General features: G+C 75.8%; 22 protein-coding genes. 13 read left to right on the forward strand and 9 right to left on the reverse strand.

The genetic code is table 11. The features are described 5' to 3' along the window. Window positions 1–33: 33 nt before the first annotated feature. Window positions 34–807 (reverse strand): enoyl-CoA hydratase-related protein, encoded by a 774-nt coding sequence (locus LPU43_RS07275; RefSeq protein ID WP_229399483.1) that lies wholly within the window; start codon window positions 805–807, stop codon window positions 34–36. A gap of 98 nt (window positions 808–905) precedes the next feature. Between LPU43_RS07275 and LPU43_RS07280 the strand changes: the two genes are divergently transcribed. The 3 genes from LPU43_RS07280 to LPU43_RS07290 all read left to right on the forward strand — a co-directional run bounded on the left by LPU43_RS07280 (window position 906) and on the right by LPU43_RS07290 (window position 2,830). Continuing rightward, window positions 906–1,496: a DUF6232 family protein gene (locus LPU43_RS07280; RefSeq protein WP_229399484.1), complete on the forward strand. Its 591-nt coding sequence runs from the start codon at window positions 906–908 to the stop codon at window positions 1,494–1,496. 202 nt (window positions 1,497–1,698) lie between these two features. Beyond that, complete coding sequence (locus LPU43_RS07285; RefSeq protein WP_229399485.1) at window positions 1,699–2,178, forward strand: DUF6232 family protein; 480 nt, start codon at window positions 1,699–1,701, stop codon at window positions 2,176–2,178. 37 nt (window positions 2,179–2,215) lie between these two features. Continuing rightward, complete coding sequence (locus LPU43_RS07290; RefSeq protein ID WP_229399486.1) at window positions 2,216–2,830, forward strand: hypothetical protein; 615 nt, start codon at window positions 2,216–2,218, stop codon at window positions 2,828–2,830. 97 nt (window positions 2,831–2,927) lie between these two features. Here LPU43_RS07290 and LPU43_RS07295 read toward each other — a convergent pair whose 3' ends face one another. Further along, on the reverse strand, window positions 2,928–3,827 hold the full coding sequence (locus LPU43_RS07295; RefSeq protein ID WP_229399487.1) for a ribokinase: 900 nt from the start codon (window positions 3,825–3,827) through the stop codon (window positions 2,928–2,930). A 17-nt stretch (window positions 3,828–3,844) separates the two neighbouring features. Beyond that, window positions 3,845–4,687, reverse strand: a complete 843-nt coding sequence (locus LPU43_RS07300) for an ABC transporter ATP-binding protein (protein ID WP_229399488.1) — start codon at window positions 4,685–4,687, stop codon at window positions 3,845–3,847. Window positions 4,688–4,818: 131 nt separating this feature from the next. Between LPU43_RS07300 and LPU43_RS07305 the strand changes: the two genes are divergently transcribed. Continuing rightward, a complete protein-coding gene (locus LPU43_RS07305; RefSeq protein WP_229399489.1) occupies window positions 4,819–5,865 on the forward strand; it encodes an ATP-binding cassette domain-containing protein in 1,047 nt (348 codons plus the stop codon). Continuing rightward, window positions 5,862–6,869, forward strand: a complete 1,008-nt coding sequence (locus LPU43_RS07310; protein ID WP_229399490.1) for an ABC transporter permease subunit — start codon at window positions 5,862–5,864, stop codon at window positions 6,867–6,869. Before LPU43_RS07305 ends, LPU43_RS07310 begins: the two co-directional genes overlap by 4 nt. 15 nt (window positions 6,870–6,884) lie before the next feature. Here the strand turns inward: LPU43_RS07310 and LPU43_RS07315 are convergent, their stop codons facing one another. After that, a complete protein-coding gene (locus tag LPU43_RS07315; protein ID WP_229399491.1) occupies window positions 6,885–8,060 on the reverse strand; it encodes an ROK family transcriptional regulator in 1,176 nt (391 codons plus the stop codon). Window positions 8,061–8,230: 170 nt separating this feature from the next. On the opposite strand from LPU43_RS07315, the gene LPU43_RS07320 reads away from it, so the two are divergent. Next, window positions 8,231–9,685: a glycoside hydrolase family 3 protein gene (locus LPU43_RS07320; RefSeq protein ID WP_229399492.1), complete on the forward strand. Its 1,455-nt coding sequence runs from the start codon at window positions 8,231–8,233 to the stop codon at window positions 9,683–9,685. A gap of 285 nt (window positions 9,686–9,970) precedes the next feature. Here the strand turns inward: LPU43_RS07320 and LPU43_RS07325 are convergent, their stop codons facing one another. Continuing rightward, window positions 9,971–10,645, reverse strand: coding sequence for a GNAT family N-acetyltransferase (locus LPU43_RS07325; protein WP_373321668.1), 675 nt, complete (start codon window positions 10,643–10,645; stop codon window positions 9,971–9,973). A gap of 227 nt (window positions 10,646–10,872) precedes the next feature. Between LPU43_RS07325 and LPU43_RS07330 the strand changes: the two genes are divergently transcribed. Beyond that, window positions 10,873–11,064, forward strand: coding sequence for a DNA repair protein (locus LPU43_RS07330; protein ID WP_373321669.1), 192 nt, complete (start codon window positions 10,873–10,875; stop codon window positions 11,062–11,064). A gap of 56 nt (window positions 11,065–11,120) precedes the next feature. Here LPU43_RS07330 and orn read toward each other — a convergent pair whose 3' ends face one another. Beyond that, window positions 11,121–11,711, reverse strand: coding sequence for an oligoribonuclease (gene orn, locus LPU43_RS07335; protein ID WP_255684278.1), 591 nt, complete (start codon window positions 11,709–11,711; stop codon window positions 11,121–11,123). A gap of 74 nt (window positions 11,712–11,785) precedes the next feature. Here orn and LPU43_RS07340 point away from each other — a divergent pair, with 74 nt between their 5' ends. Beyond that, the gene (locus LPU43_RS07340; protein WP_229399493.1) at window positions 11,786–13,072 is read left to right on the forward strand and encodes a glycosyltransferase family 87 protein; all 1,287 of its coding nucleotides are present in this window, start codon (window positions 11,786–11,788) and stop codon (window positions 13,070–13,072) included. A 115-nt stretch (window positions 13,073–13,187) separates the two neighbouring features. Here the strand turns inward: LPU43_RS07340 and LPU43_RS07345 are convergent, their stop codons facing one another. From LPU43_RS07345 to LPU43_RS07355, 3 genes are all read right to left on the reverse strand, one after another. Next, entirely contained in the window at window positions 13,188–13,841 is a 654-nt protein-coding gene (locus tag LPU43_RS07345) for a hypothetical protein (protein WP_229399494.1), read from the reverse strand. 158 nt (window positions 13,842–13,999) lie between these two features. Then, a complete protein-coding gene (locus LPU43_RS07350) occupies window positions 14,000–14,725 on the reverse strand; it encodes a YcnI family copper-binding membrane protein (protein WP_229399495.1) in 726 nt (241 codons plus the stop codon). Between the two features lie 13 nt (window positions 14,726–14,738). Beyond that, window positions 14,739–16,406, reverse strand: a complete 1,668-nt coding sequence (locus LPU43_RS07355; protein WP_229399496.1) for a copper resistance CopC/CopD family protein — start codon at window positions 16,404–16,406, stop codon at window positions 14,739–14,741. A 240-nt stretch (window positions 16,407–16,646) separates the two neighbouring features. Here LPU43_RS07355 and LPU43_RS07360 point away from each other — a divergent pair, with 240 nt between their 5' ends. The 5 genes from LPU43_RS07360 to LPU43_RS07380 all read left to right on the forward strand — a co-directional run bounded on the left by LPU43_RS07360 (window position 16,647) and on the right by LPU43_RS07380 (window position 20,922). Beyond that, window positions 16,647–17,309, forward strand: a complete 663-nt coding sequence (locus LPU43_RS07360) for a sigma-70 family RNA polymerase sigma factor (protein WP_373321670.1) — start codon at window positions 16,647–16,649, stop codon at window positions 17,307–17,309. Window positions 17,310–17,382: 73 nt separating this feature from the next. Further along, window positions 17,383–17,907: a MauE/DoxX family redox-associated membrane protein gene (locus LPU43_RS07365; protein WP_229399497.1), complete on the forward strand. Its 525-nt coding sequence runs from the start codon at window positions 17,383–17,385 to the stop codon at window positions 17,905–17,907. Next, complete coding sequence (locus LPU43_RS07370) at window positions 17,900–18,616, forward strand: DsbA family protein (protein WP_229399498.1); 717 nt, start codon at window positions 17,900–17,902, stop codon at window positions 18,614–18,616. The genes LPU43_RS07365 and LPU43_RS07370 overlap by 8 nt, the downstream gene beginning before the upstream one ends. Continuing rightward, window positions 18,613–19,752, forward strand: coding sequence for a hypothetical protein (locus LPU43_RS07375; protein WP_229399499.1), 1,140 nt, complete (start codon window positions 18,613–18,615; stop codon window positions 19,750–19,752). The genes LPU43_RS07370 and LPU43_RS07375 overlap by 4 nt, the downstream gene beginning before the upstream one ends. A gap of 405 nt (window positions 19,753–20,157) precedes the next feature. Next, window positions 20,158–20,922: a beta/gamma crystallin family protein gene (locus LPU43_RS07380; RefSeq protein WP_229399500.1), complete on the forward strand. Its 765-nt coding sequence runs from the start codon at window positions 20,158–20,160 to the stop codon at window positions 20,920–20,922. Window positions 20,923–20,994: the final 72 nt, after the last annotated feature.

The following is a 20,994-nucleotide window of genomic DNA, read 5'->3' on the forward strand; positions in this document are numbered from 1 at the left end:
TGCCCGGTAGGGAGAAAGTGAACCGTTCTCGACTCAGCGGCCGGTGAAGTCGGGCTTGCGCTTCTCCACGAACGCGGCCATGCCCTCGCGCCGGTCGTCGGTGGCGAACAGCGCCGCGAAGAGCTGGCTCTCCCAGGCCAGGCCCGAGTTCAGGTCCATGTCCAGGCCGCCGTCGACCGCCAGCTTCGCCGCGCGCAACGCCTGCGCCGGCCCGTTCACGTACGGCGTGACCAGCGCGACGGCGGCGTCGTACACCTCGGCGGCCGGAACCACCCGGTCGGCCAGGCCGATGCGCAGCGCCTCCTGGGCGTCCACCATCCGACCCGTCATGATCAGGTCCTTCGCGCGGGCCGGGCCGACGAGGCGGGCCAGCCGCTGGGTGCCGCCCGCGCCGGGGATGACGCCGAGCTTGATCTCCGGCTGGCCGAGCTTGGCGTCCTCGGCCACCACCCGCCAGTCGCAGGCCAGGGCCAGCTCGCAGCCGCCGCCGAGGGCGTACCCGGTGATGGCGGCGACCACCGGCTTCGGGATGCGGGCGAACTCGCCGAGCGCGCTCGACAGCCCGGCGGCCCGCTCCGCCATGTCCACGTAGGACATCGCGGCCATCTCCTTGATGTCCGCGCCGGCCGCGAAGACCTTCTCGCCGCCGTACACGATGACGGCGCGGACGTCCGGGTCGGTGGCGGCGGCGGACGCGACGGCGCGCAACTCCTCCTGGACCTGCTTGTTCAGCGCGTTCATCGGCGGCCGCTCCAGCCGGATGGTGCCGATGCCGTCCCGGGTCTCCAGCCGTACGAACTCGCTCACGCTGCCCTCACTTCCTCGTCGAAGTCGCGCGCCAACCTTACGACCTGGATCGTTGGGGTAAGTAGTCCGGCATCCGCCCCGCCACCCCGGAGTCCGCCATGGTCACGTACTACGACGACAGGTCGGTGCAGGTCACCTCCACGGCGGTACGGGTGGACGGCCGGACGTACCCGCTGGCCGAGATCAGCATGGTCTGGCACCTGCGGGGCAGCCGCTCCTGGCGGGTGGTCGCCGGCCGGGGCGCGATCGGGGCCGCCCTCGCCGGCCCGCTGGTCGCCGCCGCGCTCGGGGTCGCGCTGGCGCTGTGGCTGCACCGCTCGCTCACCGTCACCATCGCCGTCGTGGGGGTCTCGGTGCTGGTCGGGCTCGCCGTCGGGCCGGTCGCGGACTTCCTCTTCGAGCACCTGGACCGCTCGTACGCCCGGGGCAGCCGCCAGTTGGAGCTGTGGGTCCGCTGGCGCGGCCAGCCGGTACGGCTGCTCCACACCCGCGACGCGCTGCGCTTCGGGCAGGTCTACCGGGCCGTGCAGCGGGCCGTGGAGGCCGGCCAGCCCGCCAAACGAAGCGCCGGCCAACCCGCCAAGCGGAGCGCCGGCCAACCCACCGGGCAGGCCCCCGATGCGGCCCGGGAACCGCGCAAGGCGATCGGCTCGCCGGGGAGCATCGTCCGGCCCCGCCCCAGGCCGTAGCGCCGCCGCCCGCCGGACCCCGACGATCCTGGGAGTGGTCGGCACCCGGTGGCTCGGCTCCTTTGGAGCTGATGGCGTGAACGGATCGGGGAGATGCGGGCCCCTACCCGGGCGATGTCATGGCCGACTCAGCTCCAAAGGGCACGGATGAGCCGTTCCCTTGGGTCTGGGCGGACACGCCGGGGCGCGGTTAGGCTTAGTGATGGCCCTCTATTACCGGGACGACGCGGTACAGGTCACCTCCGAGTCGATCCAGGTGGGCGGCCACATCGTCCGGATCGCCGACGTCGCGTACGTCTGGCACGCGCGCGGGCGGACCACCCTCGCCGTCCGGGGCCGGGTCGTCGGCCGGGGCGTGCTGGTGCTGCTGCTGTCCCTGCCCCCGCTGGTGGCGCTGGTCTGCGTCGTGTCGCTCGCCTGGTCCGCACAGGACCGGGGCAACTGGACGCTGGCCCTGATCGTCCTGGCCGCCTGCGCCGTCGGCGCGCTGGCCCTGGTGCCGTTCCTGGAGCTGCCGCTCGGCTGGCTGGACCGGTCGTACGAGCGGGGCAACCGGGTGAACGAGCTGTGGGTGCAGCACCACGGCCAGGAGGTGATGCTGCTGAGCACGCCGGACGCGCTCCGGTTCGGGCAGATCTACCGCGCGGTGCAGCGGGCCGTCGAGCAGCAGACAGATCGCTGACCAGCGGTCCTGGCGGGCTCGGCGCACACTGGGAGGCATGTTTCCTCCCCTCCCGCGGCCGAGCGCCGTCGTCGGCCTCACCCGGTCCGCCCTCGACCAGGCCCTCGGGTCGGCCGCCTCGTTCGCCGCCGTCCCGGCCCGCGCGTTCGCGGTACTCGACGCGGTGGAGACGCTGCTGGCCCGGATCAACGGGGTGGTGGACCGCATCGAGGAGACCCTCGACCGGACCGACCGGGTGCTCGACGACGCCACCAAGGTCGCCTCGGCGGCAGCCGTCGTGGTCGGCGAGGCCGACGCGGTGGCCCGCCGGGCCGCCACGACCGTGGACGCCGCCGCAGGGGCGGCCGGCACCGCCGCCGAGCTGCTCGCCGCGTACGAGCCGCCGCTGCGCCGGGGCGCGCCCATGGCGACCCGGTTCGTCGAGCAGCTCAGCCACGAGGAGGTGACCGCGGCGATCCGGCTCGTCGACGAGCTGCCGAAGCTCAAGCAGCACCTCACCTCGGACGTCCTGCCGATCCTGGCCACTCTGGACCGGGTCGGGCCGGACCTGCACGACCTGCTCGACGTCACCCGGGACCTGAAGCTCGCCGTCGCCGGCATCCCCGGCCTGGGCGTGCTGCGTCGCCGGGGCGAGCGGCTCACCGACGAGTGAGCCGCCGGGCGGCTGCCCGGGGGGCGGGCGGACCGGTGCCGCCACCCCGGGGCGCCGCCACGCCGGGTGGCCGCCGCCCCACCAGGGGAGCGCGGGGTCAGGCCGGCGGGGTGTGGAGCGCGTCGATCTCGGCCCGGTCGGGCAGCGCCACGGACGCGCCGAGCCGGCGCACGCACGCCGCCCCGGCCGCCGCCGCCCAGTGCAGCGCGGCCGGCAGCTTCCGCCCCTCGCCCCAGGCCACCGCGAGCGCCGCCGTGAACGCGTCGCCGGCGGCCGTCGAGTCGACCACGTCGACCTGCACCGCCGGGACGTGCAGCGAATCGGCGTCCCGGTCGACGTACCAGGCGCCCGCGCCGCCGAGGGTCAGCACCGCCCGGGGCACCAACGCGAGCAGCGCGCCCGGGTCGTCCCGGCCGCGCCCGGTGAGGGCCAACGCCTCGTTCTCGTTGACCACCAGCAGGTCCACGGCGTCGAGCAGCTCCGCCGGCACGGGCTGCGCCGGAGCCGCGTTGAGGATCACCCGGGTGCCGGCGGCACGGGCGGCCAGCGCCGCCTCGGTCACCGTGGCCACCGGGACCTCCAGCTGGGCGACCAGCACGTCCGCGTCCCGCACGGCGGCCAGCTCGCCCCCGGTGAGGCCGGTGAAGGCGGCGTTCGCGCCGGGGGTCACCAGGATGGCGTTCTCCCCGTCGGCGCTGACCATCACGAGGGCGACACCCGACGCCCCGTACACCACCCGGGTCTGCCCCGTGTCCACGCCGGCGGCGGTGATCCGGGCCCGGAGGGTGACCCCGAACGCGTCGGAGCCGATCGCGCCGAGGAAGACGGCGGACGCGCCGGCCCGCGCGGCGGCGATCGCCTGGTTCGCGCCCTTGCCGCCGGGCACCATGACGAAGTCGCCGCCCAGCACCGTCTCGCCGGGCCGGGGCAGGGCCGGGGCCTTCCCGACCAGGTCCATGTTGGCGCTGCCCACCACGGCGACCCGGGTCTGCGGCACGCTCGCTCCTCGCAGGGTCAGGCGGCGCGGGCGGCCCAGCGGTCGCCGACGCGGTCGATCGTCAGGGGCACGCCGAAGGTCTTGGAGAGGTTGTCGGCGGTGAGCGTGGCACCGAGCAGACCCTGCGCCACCACGCCGCCCCCGCGCAGCAGCAGCGCGTGGGTGAAGCCCGGCGGGATCTCCTCGACGTGGTGGGTGACCAGCACCAGGGCCGGGGCGTCCGGGTCGTGGGCCAGCTCGGCGAGCCGGGCCACCAGGTCCTCCCGGCCGCCCAGGTCGAGCCCGGCCGCGGGCTCGTCCAGCAGCAGCAGCTCCGGGTCGGTCATCAGCGCCCGGGCGATCTGCACCCGCTTGCGCTCCCCCTCGGAGAGGGTGCCGTACCCGCGGTCCGCGAGGTGGCCGATGCCGAGCTGGCCGAGCAGGGCGAGGGCCCGGGCCTCGTCGGTGCGGTCGTAGCTCTCCCGCCAGCGGCCCACCACCGACCAGGCGGCGGTGACCACCACGTCGGCGACCCGCTCCTCGGCGGGCACCCGCTCGGCGAGGGCGGCGGTGGAGAGGCCGATGCGGGTGCGCAGCTCGTTGACGTCGGTGCGGCCGATCCGCTCGCCCAGCACGTGCGCGCTGCCGGTCGTCGGGTGCAGCCGGCCGGCGGCCAGGTTCAGCAGGGTCGTCTTTCCGGCCCCGTTGGGACCCAGCACGACCCAGCGTTCGTCCAGCTCGACCCGCCAGTCCACGTCGTGCAGCAGCGCGGTGCCCGAGCGGCGCACGCCGACGCCGTCCAGGCTGACCACCAGATCCGCGTCCACGGGGGTGGCGGTGGGGGCGGCGCCGGCGGCGCCCGGGATCAGGTCACCAGTCACCCGCCCATCCAACCACGCACCGCCGCAGCGCCCCCCACGGGCGGCGGTCACGCCCTAGGGTGGGCCACCGTGTCGTTGATCACCGCACGGGGGAGGACGCGGATGCCGCACCGGGACGGGGAGCGCGCCGGGTGAGCGCGGTCATCGAGATCGAGGGGCTGCGGAAGACGTTCCACGGCCCGTACCGCAGCCGGCACGTCGCAGTGGACGGCCTCGGCCTGCGGGTGGAGCGGGGCGAGATCCACGGCTTCCTGGGCCCGAACGGCTCCGGCAAGACCACCACGCTGCGCGCCCTGCTCGGGCTGGTCCGCGCCGACTCCGGGCGGATGCGGCTGTTCGGCGAGGAGGTCCCGCGCGCCCAGGCCCGGGTGGCCGGCCGCGTCGGGGCCATCGTGGAGACGCCACAGTTCTTCGGCAACTTCAGCGGGCGCCGGACGCTGCGCCTGCTCGCCGTGGCCGGCGGGGTGCCGACCCGCCGGGTGGACGAGGTGCTCGACCGGGTGGGGTTGCTCGGCCGGGGCGAGGACGAGGTGCGGGGCTACTCGCTGGGCATGCGGCAGCGGCTCGCGGTCGCCTCGGCGCTGCTCAAGGAGCCGGAGCTGTTGGTCCTGGACGAACCGGCGAACGGGCTGGACCCGGCCGGCATCCGGGAGATGCGGGACCTCCTGCGGTCGCTGGCCGCCGCCGGGGTGACCGTGCTGCTGTCCAGCCACATCCTCGGCGAGATCCAGTTGGTCTGCGACCATGTGACGATCGTCTCCCGGGGCCGGCGGGTCGCCGCCGGCCCGGTCGAGGAGGTGCTCGCCGGGCACGACCAGCACGAGTGGCGGGTCCGGGTGCCGGAGCCCGACCGGGCGGCGGAGCTGCTGCGCGGGGCCGGGCTGCCCGTCGACGAGCGCCCCGACCACCTCGTGGTCGGCGGGGCGGCGGACCCCGGCGAGATCAGCCGGGTGCTCGGCGAGCAGGGGCTCTGGGTCCGCGAGCTGGTCCCGCTACGACCCGACCTGGAGAGCGTCTTCCTGGAGCTGACCGACGAACCGGGCGAGCGGCTGACCGACGAACCGGGCGAGCGGCTGACCGACGAACCGGGCGACGAGCCAACCGACGAACCGGGCGACCGGTTGACCGACGAACCGGGCGACGAGCCGACCGACGACGCCGGGGAGGCGAAAGCGTGAACCTGGTCCGGGCCGAGCTGGAGCGGCTGGCCGCGCGCCGCTTCGTGCAGCTCATGCTGGTGCTGCTGGTGCTGGCGTCGGCGGTCACGGCGGTGACCACCCTCGTCGGCTCGCACCGCCCGTCGCCGGAGGAGATCGTCTCCGCGCAGCAGGCGGCGGCCCAGCAGCGACAGGCGATCGAGGACACGTTCCAGCAGTGCCTGGCGGCCGTGCGGGGCACGCTGCCGCCGGAGGCCGCGCAGGAGTACCCGCAGGACTGCTCCGTGTTCGACCCCGGCCAGCGGGAGCGGCTGCCCGTGGCCGCCGACCACCTCCAGGGCGTGTTCACCTTCGCCGACCAGGCCCGGCCGCTGCTCTACTTCCTGGTCGCGTTCCTGGTGCTGTTCGGGTTCCTGGTGGGCGCGTCGTACATCGGGGCGGACCTCTCCACCGGCGGGGTGGTCAACCTGCTGATCTGGCGTCCCCGGCGGCTCGTGGTGCTCGGCGCGAAGCTGGGCACCCTGCTCGGCGCGCTGGTGCTGCTGTCGGTGCTGGCCTCGGCGGCCTACCTGGGGGCGTTCTGGCTGATCGGGCAGACCGCCGGGCTGCCCGGGGCGACCGGGGGCGACTTCTGGCCGGCGCTGGGGCTGACCTGGCTGCGCGGGCTGGTGCTGGTGCTGCTGGCCGCGACGGCCGGCTTCGCCATCGCCACGCTGGGCCGGCGCACGGCGGCGGCGCTCGGTGCCGTGACCGCGTACGCGGTGGTGTGGGAGCTGGGCGTGCGGGTCGTGTGGGAGGTGGTGGGCATGCCGCGCGGCGAGGACTGGATGCTCTCCACGTACCTCGACGCGTGGCTGACCGGTCAGGCCCGGCTCTCCGACGCCACGGCGTGCCGGGGCGTGACCGGCTACTGCGACGGCAACTACCAGATCGGCTGGGCGCTGGGGCTGGCGGTGCTGCTGACGCTCGTCGGCGTGCTGACGGCGAGCGCGTTCGCCGCGTTCCGCCGCCGCGACCTGATGTGACGGTGCGGGAGCCGATCAGCCGATGGTGCTGCCGAAGACCTCGTCGCGCACCGCGTCGAGGGCGGTGCGCAGCGCCCCGCGCAGGACCGGCTCCTCGGTCAGCCCGGTCGGCACCACCCGGGGCCGGACCAGGGTGATCGCGGCGACCTCGTGCTGCACCCGCTCGGCCAGCGCCAGCCCGCCGGCCTGCCCGACCTCCCCGGCGAGCACCACCAGCGGCGGGTCGAGCACCACGCAGGCGCCCGCCACGCCCAGCGCCAGCCGGCGGGCCAGCTCGTCGAGCAGCGGCCCGCCGGCCGTGCCGGCGGCGACGGCCGCGCGCACCGCGTCGTGGGCCGAGTCGGCGGCGTACCCGTGCTCCCGGGCCGTCGCGAGCACCGCGTCGGCCGCGGCGATCTGCTGGAACGCCGGCTTCGCCCGGCGCGTGACGTCGCGCGGGATGGGCGCGCCGGGCACCGGCAGGTAGCCGATCTCGCCGGCCGCGCCACTGCTGCCGTGGTGCAGCCGGCCGCCGAGCATGATCGCCAGACCGATGCCGGCGCCGACCCAGACCAGCACGAACTCGCTGTGCTCCCGGGCCGCCCCGGACTGCGCCTCGGCGACGGCGGCCAGGTTGACGTCGTTCTCGAAGACCACGGGGAGGTCCAGGTCCTCCCGCAACGCGGCGAGCAGACCCCGGTGCCAGCGCGGCAGGTTGAAGGCGAACGTGATGTCGCCGGTGCCCGGGTCGACCAGGCCGGGGGTGCCCAGCACCACCCGCCGCACGCCGGACAGCTCGGCCCCGGCGTTGCTCGCCGCCTGCACGACTGCGTTGTGCACCACGCCGACCGGGTCGTCGGTGTCCTCGGTGGACTGCTCCACCCGGCCGACCACCCGGCCCGTGATGTCCGCGCAGGCCGCCACGACCCGCTCGGCCCCGACGTCCACCCCGATCACGTACGCCGAGCCGGGGCGCACGGCGTAGAGCTGGGCGTTCGGGCCCCGCCCGCCGGCCTGCTCGCCGACCCGGGTCACCAGGCCACGCTCCTCCAGCCGCTCGACGAGCTGGGAGGCGGTGACCTTGGACAGCCCGGTCAGCTCGCCGAGCCGGGCGCGGGTCAGCGGCCCGCGTTCGAGGAGCAGTTCCAGCGCCGCGCGGTCGTTGAGCGCCCGCAACAGGCGGGGGGTGCCGGGCAGCCGGGTCGCACTCATGCCACGTCCTCTGATTTTCATAAACTTTGCCCACCACACCGACCTACGGGCGCGGGGATGACCGTAGCGTAACGGCCGACCCGGGCCGGGGTGACCGCGCGACCCCCGGCGTCGCGCGGGTATCCGTGGCGGGAAGCGCGTGCCGAACGGCACGGCAGAGGGGAGTTCTCGTGGGGATCGATCCAGGACTGCGCCGGCTCGCGCTGGGCACCCTGCTCGGCGCGTACCCGGGGCCGGTTCCGCCGGACTGGGCCGTCGACCTGGTCGCCGAGGGGCTGGCCGGGCACACGCTGTTCGGCACCAACGTGCACGACCCGGCGCAGATCGCGGCGAGCACCGCGACGCTGCGCGCGGCCCGGTCCGACGTGCTCGTCGCCATCGACGAGGAGGGCGGCGACGTCACCCGGCTCGCCCACGCCACCGGCAGCCCGTACCCGGGCAACGCGGCGCTCGGCGCGGTCGACGACCCGGCGCTGACCCGGCAGGTGTACGCGGCGATCGGCGGCGACCTGGCCGCCCTCGGGATCACCGTGGACCTCGCGCCCACCGTGGACGTGAACACCGCCGACGAGAACCCGGTGATCGGCACCCGGTCGTTCGGCGCGAACCCGGCCCGGGTGTCCGTCCACTCGGCCGCCGCCGTCGCCGGCCTCCAGTCCGCCGGGGTCGCCGCCTGCGCCAAGCACTTCCCCGGCCACGGGGCGACGATGGCCGACTCCCACTACGAACTGCCCACCGTGGAGGTCTCGCCGGCCGTGCTGCGCGAGCGCGACCTGCCGCCGTTCGCGGCGGTCGTCGACGCCGGGGTCCAAGCGATCATGACCGCGCACATCCGGGTTCCCGCGCTGACCGGCGACGCCCCGGCCACCTTCAGCCGGGCGGTCCTAGTCGACCTGCTGCGCCGCGAGTACGGCTTCACCGGAACGGTGGTCACCGACGCGCTGGAGATGAAGGGCGCGGTGCTGGCGGCCGGGGGCGTCGCCCCGGCCGCCGTCCTGGCGCTGGCCGCCGGGGCGGACCTGCTCTGCATCGGCGCGGAGGTGGACGCGGACCTGGTCGAGCAGGTGGCCGCCGGGATCGTGGCCGCGATCGGGGACGGCCGGCTGGAGCGCGCCCGGGTGGAGGAGGCCGCCGGCCGGGCCGCCGCGCTCGCCGCCTGGACCCGGGCCGCCGGCACGCCGGCCACCGCCCCCGACCCCGAGCTGGGGTACGCCGCCGCGCGCCGGGCCGTCCGGGTCGAGGGCGACGTCGCGGGGCTGGGCCGCCCCCTCGTGGTGCAGTTGCACGCCGCCTCCACGATCGCGGAGGGCCGGGTGCCGTGGGGCCTCGGGCCGCACCTCGACGGGCTGGAGGAGATCCGGGTGGTGGCTGCCGAGACCGACGCGGCGAGCCTGCGCGGGCTCGCCGGGGCGCGGCCGATCGTGCTGGTCGGCCGGCACCTGCACCGGCTGCCCGGCGGGGTCGACCTGGTCGACGCACTGGCCGCCGCGCACCCGGTGGCCGTGGTGGAGATGGGCTGGCCGGGGCGGTGGCGGCCGACGGGTGTCCGCGCCTACGTCACCACGCACGGGGCGAGCCACGCCAACGGCCGGGCGGCGGCGGAGGCCCTCGGCCTGACCGGCTGACGACACCCGACCCGCGACGCTGCGTCACGACCCCGAGAGACGCCCGGCGCGCTGCGTCGCAGGTCAAGACCGATAGACGACACCGCCGACCCGCCGGCGACGTCTTGCCTGGCCCAATTTCGATACGTAACGTCATGGGCGGGACGACGGCCGGGGCAGCGACCGACCGCCCCGTGGGGAGGACCTGGGGGGGGAGGCTGCGGACCGTGGATCCGGCCCGGGATCCACGGTCCGCGCCCTGCCCGGCCCGCCCCCGGCTCCGCACCGGACGGGCCGGGCACCGGGTCACGGCGGGTACACCCCGTACGACCGCCAGCCGCGATCGGCGAAGCCGGCCGCCTCCGCGACCCGCGCCGAGGCGACGTTGGCCGGGTCGTGCCGGTATGTCGGCACCGCGCCCTCGGCGAGCACCCGGCGGGCGGCCTGGGCGACCAGCCGGCGGGCCAGCCCCCGGCCCCGGGCGTCCGGCGCGGTGCCCACGGCCAGCTCGCGCCCGTGGGCGTCGTGCCGCTTGATCGCCGCGGCGGCCAGGTAGCGCCCGTCGGCGTCGCGCACCAGGAGCACCTCGCGGAACAGCCGCAGCCACCGGGGCAGCCCCGGCCCGGTCGGCGCGGTCCACTCCCCCACGTCGGGCAGCGGGGCGGGGGCCAGCGTCCACCGGAACACGTCGGTGTGGCACACCCAGTCGGGGTGGTCCACGGCGGCGGGCAGGCCGGCGATCAGCCCGGACCGGCCGGCGAGCGCCCGGACCGCCGGGACGTGCCGGGGCGCGACCGAGAGCACCGTGCCGCGACCGTCGCCGACCGCGATCGCCGGGCGGAGCCGGCCGTCCCAGGCGGGCAGGACGCGCCGGTGCGAGCGGACCACGTGCAGCCCGGTGCCGGCGGGCCACTGCCCGAGCCAGGTCGCCAGGTGCAGGTACAACCGCCGGTCGAGCACCCGCCCCGCTCCCTCCGCCACGCGCCGACCGCGCCCCGAGCCGGCACCCACATGATCACCGTACGCCGACGGCGCTCGGGCCGGGCGGCTCCCGCCGGTTGAGGCGTACGGCCGGCGGGTAGACGTATCCAGAACCGCCGGGTGGTTGCTCGGTTCGCGTCAGCGGCGCGGAGTCGGGAACCGGAGGCAGCGCTTCCGCGTCACACCTAATTCCATACATGTACAACTTTCTTTGGGACGGTATGGTCATGAATCTGCGTGACGACCGGTACGAGCAGGATGTCGAGGGGCGCTGGCGGGCGGCCCAGGTACGGGTTCCGGCGCAGCCGCCGTACCGGCAGGGGCGGCACACCCGGCGCGCGGAGCCGGCGCTGTCCTGGGCGGAGCTGAACCGGCTCCCGGCCGGGGCCTCGACGCGGCGCGGCCTCAACGCCCGCTGAGCCACGCCGGGGCGGCCTGAACGCCCGCTGGGCCCCGCGCTGGAGAGCGGAACCGCTCAGAGTTCGGCGGCGACGGCCTTGGCGGCGTCCACGTCCGGGCCGGGCAGCGGGACGAAGATCGTCCGGCGGTAGTACTCCAGCTCGCGGATGCTCTCGCGCACGTCGGCCAGCGCCCGGTGGGCCAGGCCCTTGCGCGGCTGCCCGAAGTACACCCGGGGGTACCAGCGCCGGCACAGCTCCTTGATGGAGGAGACGTCGATCATCCGGTAGTGCAGGTGCGCGTCGAGGCGCGGCATGTCCCGGGCGATGAAGCCGCGGTCGGTGGCGATCGAGTTGCCGCACAGCGGTGCGCTGCGCGGGTCCTTCACGTGGCTGGTGACGTAGTCGAGCACCAGGTCCTCCGCCTCGGCGAGGGTCACCGTGGAACGGCGGACCTCCTCGGTGAGGCCGGACTTGCCGTGCATCGTCCGGACGACCTCCGGCATCCCCTCCAGCGCCGCCTCGTCGGCGTGGATGACCACGTCGACGCCCTCGCCGAGCACGTTGAGGTCGGGGTCGGTGACGAGCGCGGCGACCTCAATCAGGGCGTCCCTGCCGAGGTCCAAGCCGGTCATCTCACAGTCGATCCAGACGAGGAGGTCAGCCACGCCGCACAGCCTACGCGCAGCCCACGCCACCGCGCCTCGGCACCATCGGTGGGCCGGACCGCTAGGGTTTCCTCGTGCCAGCAGAACCGATCGCGCCACCCTCCGTCACCGTCGACGAGCCGGGTGGCCGTAGGGCCCGCCGGCTGGTCACGGTGCTGGCGCTGGCGGCCGTGCTGCCGGCGCTGTACCTGCCCGGGCTGGTGCACGACTTCTTCGATCTGAAGATCTACATGCGGGCCGTGGACTGGTGGGCCGCCGGCAACCCGCTCTACGACTACGTGCAGCCGGACCGGGTGCAGGGCGCGCTGTACTTCACCTACCCCCCGCTGAGCGCGCTGCTGCTGCGCCCGTTCGCGCTGCTGCCCCTCGGCCTCACCATCGCGGTCTTCACGGTCCTGACCGGGATCGGCGTGGTGGTGACCACCCGGTGGCTGCTCGCCCCGGTGATCGCCCGGCACGGCTTGCCCCGGGTGTTCACCCTCACCGTCGGGGTGCTGCTGGTCCTCGCCGTGGAGAGCACCCGGGAGACCATCACCCTCGGCCAGATCAACATGCTGCTGGTCGTGCTGATCCTCGCCGACCTCCTCTTCGCCGTGCCGCAGCGGCGACGCTGGGCCGGGGTGGGGATCGGGCTTGCCACGGCGCTCAAGCTCTTCCCCGGCATCTTCATCGTCTACCTGCTGGCGACCCGGCGGTGGCGGGACGCGGTCGTGGCCTCGGCGACCGCCGCCGGGGCGACCCTGCTCGCGGCGGCCGTCGCGCCCGGGGACTCGTGGCGGTTCTTCACCCACGAACTGTGGGCCACCGACCGGGTGGGGCGCACCGACTACACCGGCAACCAGTCGCTGTTCGGCCTGCTCAGCCGGATCACGGCACCGGCCGAGCCGAGCCGGGCGCTGTGGCTCGCGCTGGCCCTGCTGGTCGCCGCGTACGGGCTGTGGCGCGCCGCCCGGGCCGCCCGCGCGGGAGACCTGCTCACCGGGCTGACCCTGACCGGGCTCGTCGGCGCGCTGGTCAGCCCGATCACCTGGACCCACCACGTCTACTGGTTCGTCCCGGCGGTGGTGGCGCTGACCGACGCGGCGCTGCGGGCCGACCCGGCGACCCCAGCCGGGCTCCGGCGGCGTCGGTGGCTGACCGGCCTGGCCGTCGGCACCGGCGCGGTGATCGTCTACGGGGTGGTGTCGTTCCACGACTGGGGCGTGGCCCCGGTGCGCACCGACTCGCCGGGCGAGTTCCTCGTCCGCAACGCGTACGTGCTGCTGAGCCTGGTGCTGGTGGCGGCCCTGCCGGTCAGGCGATCGGACGCGCCGGCCGAGTCGGGCGAAAAATCGCGCCAACTGGACAGATCTCCCGAGTAGCGCCGTGAACGGCTAATCTGTCCCATATAGCGGGGAACCCCCCCGCAGCACCGCTCCCCCGGTGCAGAGACGGCCCTCCGCGTCGGCAGCGCGGAGGGCCGCTCGCATGAGGGGGTCAGGAGCGCTGGCGGGCGCGGAGGCCGCCCGGGGCGGCCGGGCGGAGGCGGCGGGTCTCGAGGCGTACCGGCTGGGTGGTGGGCTCGGGGGCGAACGGCGGCCAGGCCGGCGGCGCGGCCCGGAGCACCGGGGCCAGGTCGGCGAGGGTGGCGGGGCGGTGGGCCGGGGCGGCGCCACCGGCGGGGGCCGGACGGCGGGCCGAGGCCGGGGCCGGACCGTGGGCCGGGGCGGGGCCCAGCGCGGGGCGGGGCCGGGCGGCGGACGCGCCCACCGCCACGAGCTGCCGGTCGGCGGGGGCGGCCGGGGCGGGTGCGGGGCGCAGGCCGAGCCCGCTGAGCGAGGCGACGCCCAGCCGGCCGGCGAGCACCGGAACCTGGTCGGGCTCGACCACGAAGACCACCTCGCGGGGGCGGGCCGGGCGCAGGAGCAGCGCGGCGGAGATCAGCAGCAGCCCACCGAGGGCGCCCAGCACCCACGCGGTGACCGGGAACCAGCCGTCGGGCAGCCGCGCCTGGAGGTCCACCACGCCGAGCCGTGCGGTGAAGCCGCCGTCGGCGCGCCGGGCGGCGAGGCCGAGCGCCACCCCGGCCAGCGTCGCCGGGATACCGATGGTGAGCAGCAGCATGCCGACGAATCCGCGAGCGAACCGCATCCGTGTCGTCCCCTTCCGTGGCCAGGTACCCGGCCGACCTTACCGATGCAAAGCGCACATTCAGCCGATATCACCAGCAACGGCGTACGAAGGTGGGCGGAAACGGGGCCGGCCCGCCGGGACGGACCGGCGGGCCGGCGGACCGGGCGGGAACGGGGTCAGGGGCGGGCGGCCGGCTCCCGGCGGGTACGGGCGAACGCGAGCCCGCCGAGCGCCAGGCCGGCGAGGCCCGCGACCAGGCCGGCGACGCCGAGCGCCGTCCCCGCGCCACCGTCGGAGTCGTCGTCGTCATCGTCGTCGGCGGCGACCGCCGGGGCGGCCGGTGCCGACGCGCCGGCCGACGGGGCGGCGGTCAGGGTGAGCACCGAGGCGGGGTTCTCCGGCTCCTCGCCGCCCGGGGCCGGCTCCTCGATCCAGCGCACCACGTTGCCGTCGGAGTACGTCTGGAGCGTCTTGAACACCATCCGGTCCGTCTGGGGCAGCGGCCCCATCGAGACCGGGAACTCCTGGAACTGGCCCGGCTTGACGCCCGCGTCCCCGGCCGCCGTCCAGGTGATCTTCGAGATCGCCTCGGTGACCTCACTGCCGTGCACCTGCACCGGCGGGTCGACCTTGCGCCGCTCCAGCGCCACCGTCCAGCCCGGCACCGGCATCGTCGACACCGAGCCGACCGGCGCGTTCTCCGGCAGCACCACCTCGACCTTGGTGGTGGACGCCTCGTCGCTCTCGTTCGGCACCCGGAACGCGAACCGGCCGTACCCGCCCTGCGCCGCCTCCTCCGGGTTGATCGAGACGTGCGCGGAGGCGGGGACGGCCGGGCCGAGGACCACGGCGGCGACGCCGAGGGCGAGGGCGGCGGTTACGGAACGCCGGTGACGGAGCATGGAAGGAACCCTTCTAACGGATGTCCACGGTGGCGACCACCGTGGCCTGGTCGATGTCCGAGGTGCGGACGGTGAAGCGGAGCTGCCACTGGCCCGCCGCCGGGAAGCTGGTCTCCCCGGTCGCGTGGTTGTCGGTCAGCGAGAGCAGCGGAATCTCGATCGGCTCGACCCCGGCGGACGGCAGGGCGGCGGTCGCCTTCCACTCCAGCACCGGCTGCGGCCGATTGTCCTTCGTGTACGCGTACAGGTGCAGCGAGTTGCTGCCCCGCCGGGCCGGGTCCAGCTCGACCTGGAGCGAGTAGAGCGGACTGCTCAGCATGGTGGTGAAGTAGCTGCTCTGGGCGCCGCCCACGTCGGCGGCGGCGGTGCGCGACGGCGGGGTCTGCACGAGGGTCGCCGACACCCCGAGCACCACGGCGGTGACCGCCAGCTCCACCCAGACCGCGCGGCGGGCGGGCGTGGGCCGCCGCGCGGCGGTGCCCCGGCGCACCAGCGCCCGCGAGTACGCGGCCACGCCGATCACCAGCGCGAACAGCGCGATCTTGGCCAGCACCAGCCGCCCGTACGTGGTGTCGACCAGGGCCGCCGGGGTGGACACCTCGATCAACGCCTGCACCGTCCCGGCGAGCAGCAGCGCCGCGACCGACAGCGCCGCCCAGCGCGACCAGACCGGCAGGATCGCCGTGAGCTCCCGCTCGTCGGCCCGGCGCAGCAGGAAGCCGCCGAGCATCACCAGCCCACCCAGCCAGACCGCCATGCCGCCCAGGTGCACCGCGTCGACCACCACCGACACGGCGGGGGCGGGCGAGGCCGCCGGGTGCCCGGCCAGCGGCCAGGTGAACAGCGTCGCGCCGCCGAGGACCGCCAGGATCACCGCGTCGGTGCGCCCCACCGGCCCCGCGAAGAGGGGGCGCAGCAGGAACGCCACCGCCGCGAGCAGGCCCAGCCGGACCAGGTGCGTCGCCCCGTACGTGCTGCCCAGCACCTCGCGCAGGCCCGTGCCGGTGACGTCGAAGAGCCCGCCCCCGGCGGTGTACGGCACCTGGAGCCACAGCTCGGCGAGCGTGACGAGCGCCACGAGGCCCAGCCCGCTCCAGGCCAGCCGGGCCGGGCCCCGGCGGTCCAGCCGCCGCGGCCAGAGCGCGCCGAGCACCAGCGCCGGACCCACCACCAGCAGCAGCCCCACGTACCCGACGTACTTGGCGACCTTGACGGCGTTGGCCACCACCGGGTCGGCCCGGGTGTCCGACCCCTCGTCGGTCGGCGGCGTCGACGGCGCGCCCACGGAATAGGTGAACGCGCCGGAGACCGGGTGGCTGTCGGCCGAGATCACCCGGTAGCTGACCAGGTACGTCCCCCGCCCGGCGGACGGGTCCACCGGCACGGTCACCACCGCGTCGGTGAACGTCGGCTCCCCCCGGTCGGCCCGCGCGCCGTCGGGCGCGATCACCCGGATCTTCCCGGTCACCTTGCGCACCGGCTCGCTGAACGTGAGCACCACCTCGGTCGGCCCGCTGGCGACCACCGCCGACGCGGCCGGGCTGCTGCTCGCCAGCACCGCGTGGGCGCTCGCGGGGGTGGCCGGGGCCAGCAGCAGGGCGAGGAGGGTGACCAGCAGACCGGCCAGCGCGCCGAGACGCGTGAACCGGCGACGGGAGGGCCGGGCATCGACAGCAGACATGCGGCCAATGCTGACCGACGAGGGGGCCGCTCGGCGACCCGAGCCCGCCCGCACGTCGCCCCCCTCGCCCACGCCGGGCCACGACGGCGGAGCCGCCCCTCCATGAAGATGGCTCGGGCGGGGGTCGCGTGTCATGCGGGAATAGTCGGCGGGGGCGTGGAAAAAGTTCCCGAGTGGCCCACGCCATGAAGGGCCGAATGACTCTGCCCACCCCCACCACGCCGCGTAACCTGGTCTGTCGTGATCCCCGTCCCGCGCGACCCCACCGCCGTCGGCCCGACCGACGCGGTCACCGCCGCTGCCCGGCACACCCCGGGCAGGGACGGACGGGACACCCCGGGCGGGCACGGACGGCACACGTCAACCGGGGACGGACGGGACGCGTCGACCGAGTGGGCGCTGGCCGCCCGCGACGGCGACCCGGTCGCCCAGGCGGCCTTCGTCCGGGCCACCCAGGGCGAGGTGTGGCGGTTCACCGCCGCGCTCGTCGACCCCGACAGCGCCGACGACCTCACCCAAGAGACGTACCTGCGGGCGTTCCGGGCGCTGCCCGGCTTCGAGGCCCGGTCCACCGCCCGCACCTGGCTGCTCGGCATCGCCCGGCGGACCTGCGCCGACCACCTGCGCACGGTGGTCCGCCGGCGGCGGCTCGCCGAGCGGCTGGTCACCCAGGCCCACACCGACCGCCCGCACCCCGACCCCGCCGGCGGGCTCGGCGTCACCGACCTGGTGCGCCGGCTCCCCGCCGAGCGGCGGGCGGCGTTCGTGCTCACCCAGCTCCTCGGCCTGTCGTACGCCGAGGCCGCCGCCGTGGAGGGGGTGCCCGTCGGCACCATCCGCTCCCGGGTGGCCCGCGCCCGCGGCGACCTGGTCGAGGCGGTCGGCGACGCGCTCGCCCGATGACCGGGCACTCCCGCCCGACCACCGGGGGCTCTCGCCGGCCCACCGGGAACTTCCGTCGGCCGGGAGGCGACCAATGATCGTGACCGCACCGAGCGCCGGGGTCGCCGCCCGCTGGCCCGCCGCACGCCCCTGGCTCGGCGTCGCCGTCCGGCTGGGGCTGGCCGCCGTGTGGCTGTTCGCCGGGGGCGCCAAGGTCGGTGACCTGGCCGCCTCCGGCCGCGCCGTCAACGCGTACCAGGTGATGCCGTACGACGTCGCGACCGTGGTCGGCGCGGCGCTGCCCTTCGTGGAGCTGGCCCTCGGGCTGCTGCTGCTGATCGGGCTGGCCACCCGGCTGGCCGCCGGGGTCTCGGCGGCGCTGCTGCTGGTCTTCGTCGCCGGCATCGCCTCGGCCTGGGCGCGCGGCCTGGCCATCGACTGCGGCTGCTTCGGCGACGGCGGGCAGCTCGCCGCCGGGCAGTCCCCGAGCTACCTCCCGGAGCTCCTCCGGGACCTGGGATTCCTGGCGCTGGCCGGATTCCTGCTGATCTGGCCCCGCACCGCCGTCTCCGTGGACGGCTGGCTCGCGGGCGCACCCGTGGAGGACGACGATGAGTAGCCGCAAGGGGCAGAAGGACGCCGCCCGGGTGGTCCGCCAGCAGCTCGCGCGGGAGCGCCGGCGGAAGCGGACCCTCTGGACGTCGCTGGCGGCGGTCGCCGTGCTGGTGATCGCCGGGGGCATCGGCTGGGCCTTCTGGTCCAGCCAGCGCTCCGACAACTTCACCCCGCCGCCGGGCGCGGTCGGGGCCGGCACCGGCGTCGTGTACGGCGCCGGGCCCGTCACCATCGAGCTGTACGAGGACTTCCTCTGCCCGGCCTGCGCCCAGTTCCAGCAGGCCAGCGGCGCGACGATCAACCAGCTCGTCGCCGAGGGCAAGGCCCGGGTGGTCTTCCACCCGGTCGCCTACCTGAACCGCTTCTCGACCACCAGTTACTCCACCCGCTCCGCCGCCGCCTCCGGCTGCGCGGCCCAGGGCGGCAAGTTCCGCGAGTACGCCGAGGCGCTGTTCCAGCGGCAGCCGCCGGAGGGCGGCGCGGGGCTGAGCAACGCCGAACTGGTCGACATCGCCGCCGGGGTCGGGCTGGACCGGAACGACTTCGGCTCCTGCGTCTCCGACGGCACGTACGAACCGTGGACCGAGCACGTCACCGAGGCGGCGAGCAAGGCCGGCGTCACCGGCACCCCCACGGTGAAGATCGACGGCAAGGAGGTCGCCGACCGCAGCCCGGCGGGCATCACGGCCGCCGTCGAGGCGGCCGGCAGGTGAGCCTCCTCCCGTCCGCCCCGCCCCGGTGGGCCCGGCCGCTGCGCCGGGCCGGGGCGCTCGCCGCCGCCGCGCTGATCACCGTCCTCGCCACCGCCGCGCCGGCCGCCGCGCACGGCGGGGAGGCCCCCGACGGCACCGACTACCGGGCCGAGGTGACCGGGCTCGCCCCGACCCGCGCCGGCCTGACCGCCCGCGTGATCGAGGCCGGGGCGCGGCTGGAGCTGGTCAACCGCACCGGGCGTCCCGTCGAGGTGATCGGCTACCACGGCGAGCCGTACCTGCGGATCGGCCCCGACGGCGTGTACGAGAACAGCCGCTCCCCGGCCACGTACCTGAACCGGACCGTCGCCGGGGACACCGCCCTGCCCGACCGGGCGAACCCGGCCGCCGCCCCCGACTGGCGGCGGGTCGACGACGGGTCGACGGCCCGCTGGCACGACCGGCGCACCCTGTGGCAGGAGCCCGACCCGCCCGCCCGGGTCCGGGCCGACCCGGACACCGAGCAGCGGGTCCGCGACTGGGCGGTGCCGCTGCGCGACGGGGCCGAGCCGGTGGAGGTCCGGGGCAGCCTCGACTGGGTGCCGCCGCCCGACCCGTACCCGTGGTGGGTGGCGATCACGCTCGGCTTCCTGGCCGTCGGCGCGGCCGGTCTGCTGGCCGGCGGCACCGCCGCCGGAGCGCGCGCGCTCGCCGGGGTCGGCGCGGTGCTGCTCGCCGGCGGGGTAGCCGCTCTCGCGTTCACCGTCGGCCGGGAGCTGGACGCGGGCTCCACCGGGCTCGGCGAGGTGCTCGCCGGCCTGCTCACCGGCCAGGTGTGGGCGCTGCTCACCGGCCTCGGCGCGGTCGCGGCGGGCGGGTACGCGCTGGCCCGCCGCCCGGGTGCCGACTTCGCGGTGGCGCTGGCCGGGGCGTGCCTCGTCCTGCTCGTCGGCGTCGGAAACCTGGGCGTCCTCAGCCGCTCGGTGCCCCCGCTGCCCTGGCCCGGTGGCGTGGCCCGCGCCCTGCTCACCCTGATCCTGGCCGCCGGGGCGGGCGCCACCGCCGCCGGCATCCTGCGCCTGCGCGCCGCCGCCCACGCCCGCCCCGCCCCCACCCCCGCCGACCTCCACGCGACCCGGGAGAGCAGCGCCGCCTAGCGGGGCACCCGGGCGCGGCCGGTGTGCGACGGCAGCGGGGCACCCGGCCACCCTGCCGGTCGCCCTGTCGGCCGGCATGCTGGTCGTGGTGTCCGGGATACGGCCGGACAGCCGGGCGCCTTCCTAACCTGGCCACATGCCTGCCTGCGGTAGAGGGCATCCCGGCGCCACCCCGGTTCCTGGGCGTCGCCGTCGCCCGCACCGTCACCGGCGTGCCCGCTTCAGGACGAGGGCTGTCCCAGCGGCGGCCCACCCGGTCCGGTAGGCAGCGGCGGCGTTCCGCAACGCCCCGCTCCGCGACCCAACCATTGGCCGGACGACCTGGGCATTCGTCAGTGTGGACCACGCCCCTGCCCGGGGCGCGCCAGGTGCGTCGCGGCCGTCCCTCGAAAGGGGTGGAGATCCATGAGAACGACCCGCAATCGCAGGACCGCCGGCAGCAGCCCCGGGTGGCGCCTCCGACGGCTGTCGGCCGGGATGCTGGCCGTGGCGCTGCTCGCCCTGGGTGTCGCCGGAGCCCGTCCGGTTCCCGCGATGGCCTACGGGCCGCAGACCGCGTCGGCCGCCCGTGACGCCGCGGCGATCCACCGCGTCCCCAAGGTGCCGCTGACGATCGACGGCAGGGACGTGCCGGGCGAGGCGATCCGCGACTACGACGGCTACGTCCTGCACATGGCCTACTTCCCGGACGGCAAGGGTGCCCAGGGGCGGCTGCACGCGTTCACCAGCCGCGACGCGCTCGAGAAGTTCGTGTCCTCGCGGGGTGGCCCCGCGCACGCCCTGGCGACACCGTCGAAGCACGCCGACCCGAACACCCCCGGCGCCGGCTGGCGGCTCGTCGGCCCCGGCGGGGACGGGGTCTCCGCCAACGTGTGGGACACGAGCGGAAGCATCATCTTCGAACACATGGACTTCGGCGGCTGTTCGCTCTTCCTGGAGAAGAACTACGGCTATCAGCGGCTGACCCACGTGTACGGGTGCTTCTGGCCCAGCAACTGGAACGACGAGACGTCCTCGGTGAAGAACTCCCCGTACGGCACCACCGCCACCGTCCTCTACGACCACACCTACTACGGCGGCTCGACGCTGTTCATCCCGTACGGCGGATTCAACCACTACCTCGAAGCCGTCGGCTGGAACGACCGCACCTCGTCGTTCGCCTCCATCTAGGGCCGGCACGCCGAGGTGCGGGCTCGCCGCAGTCGCCCAAGGGTGACGAGGCGGCGACCTGACCGGGCCCCC

The sequence above is a fragment of the Micromonospora okii genome (genome assembly GCF_020884795.1).
Taxonomy (GTDB): Bacteria; Actinomycetota; Actinomycetes; order Mycobacteriales; family Micromonosporaceae; genus Micromonospora; species Micromonospora okii.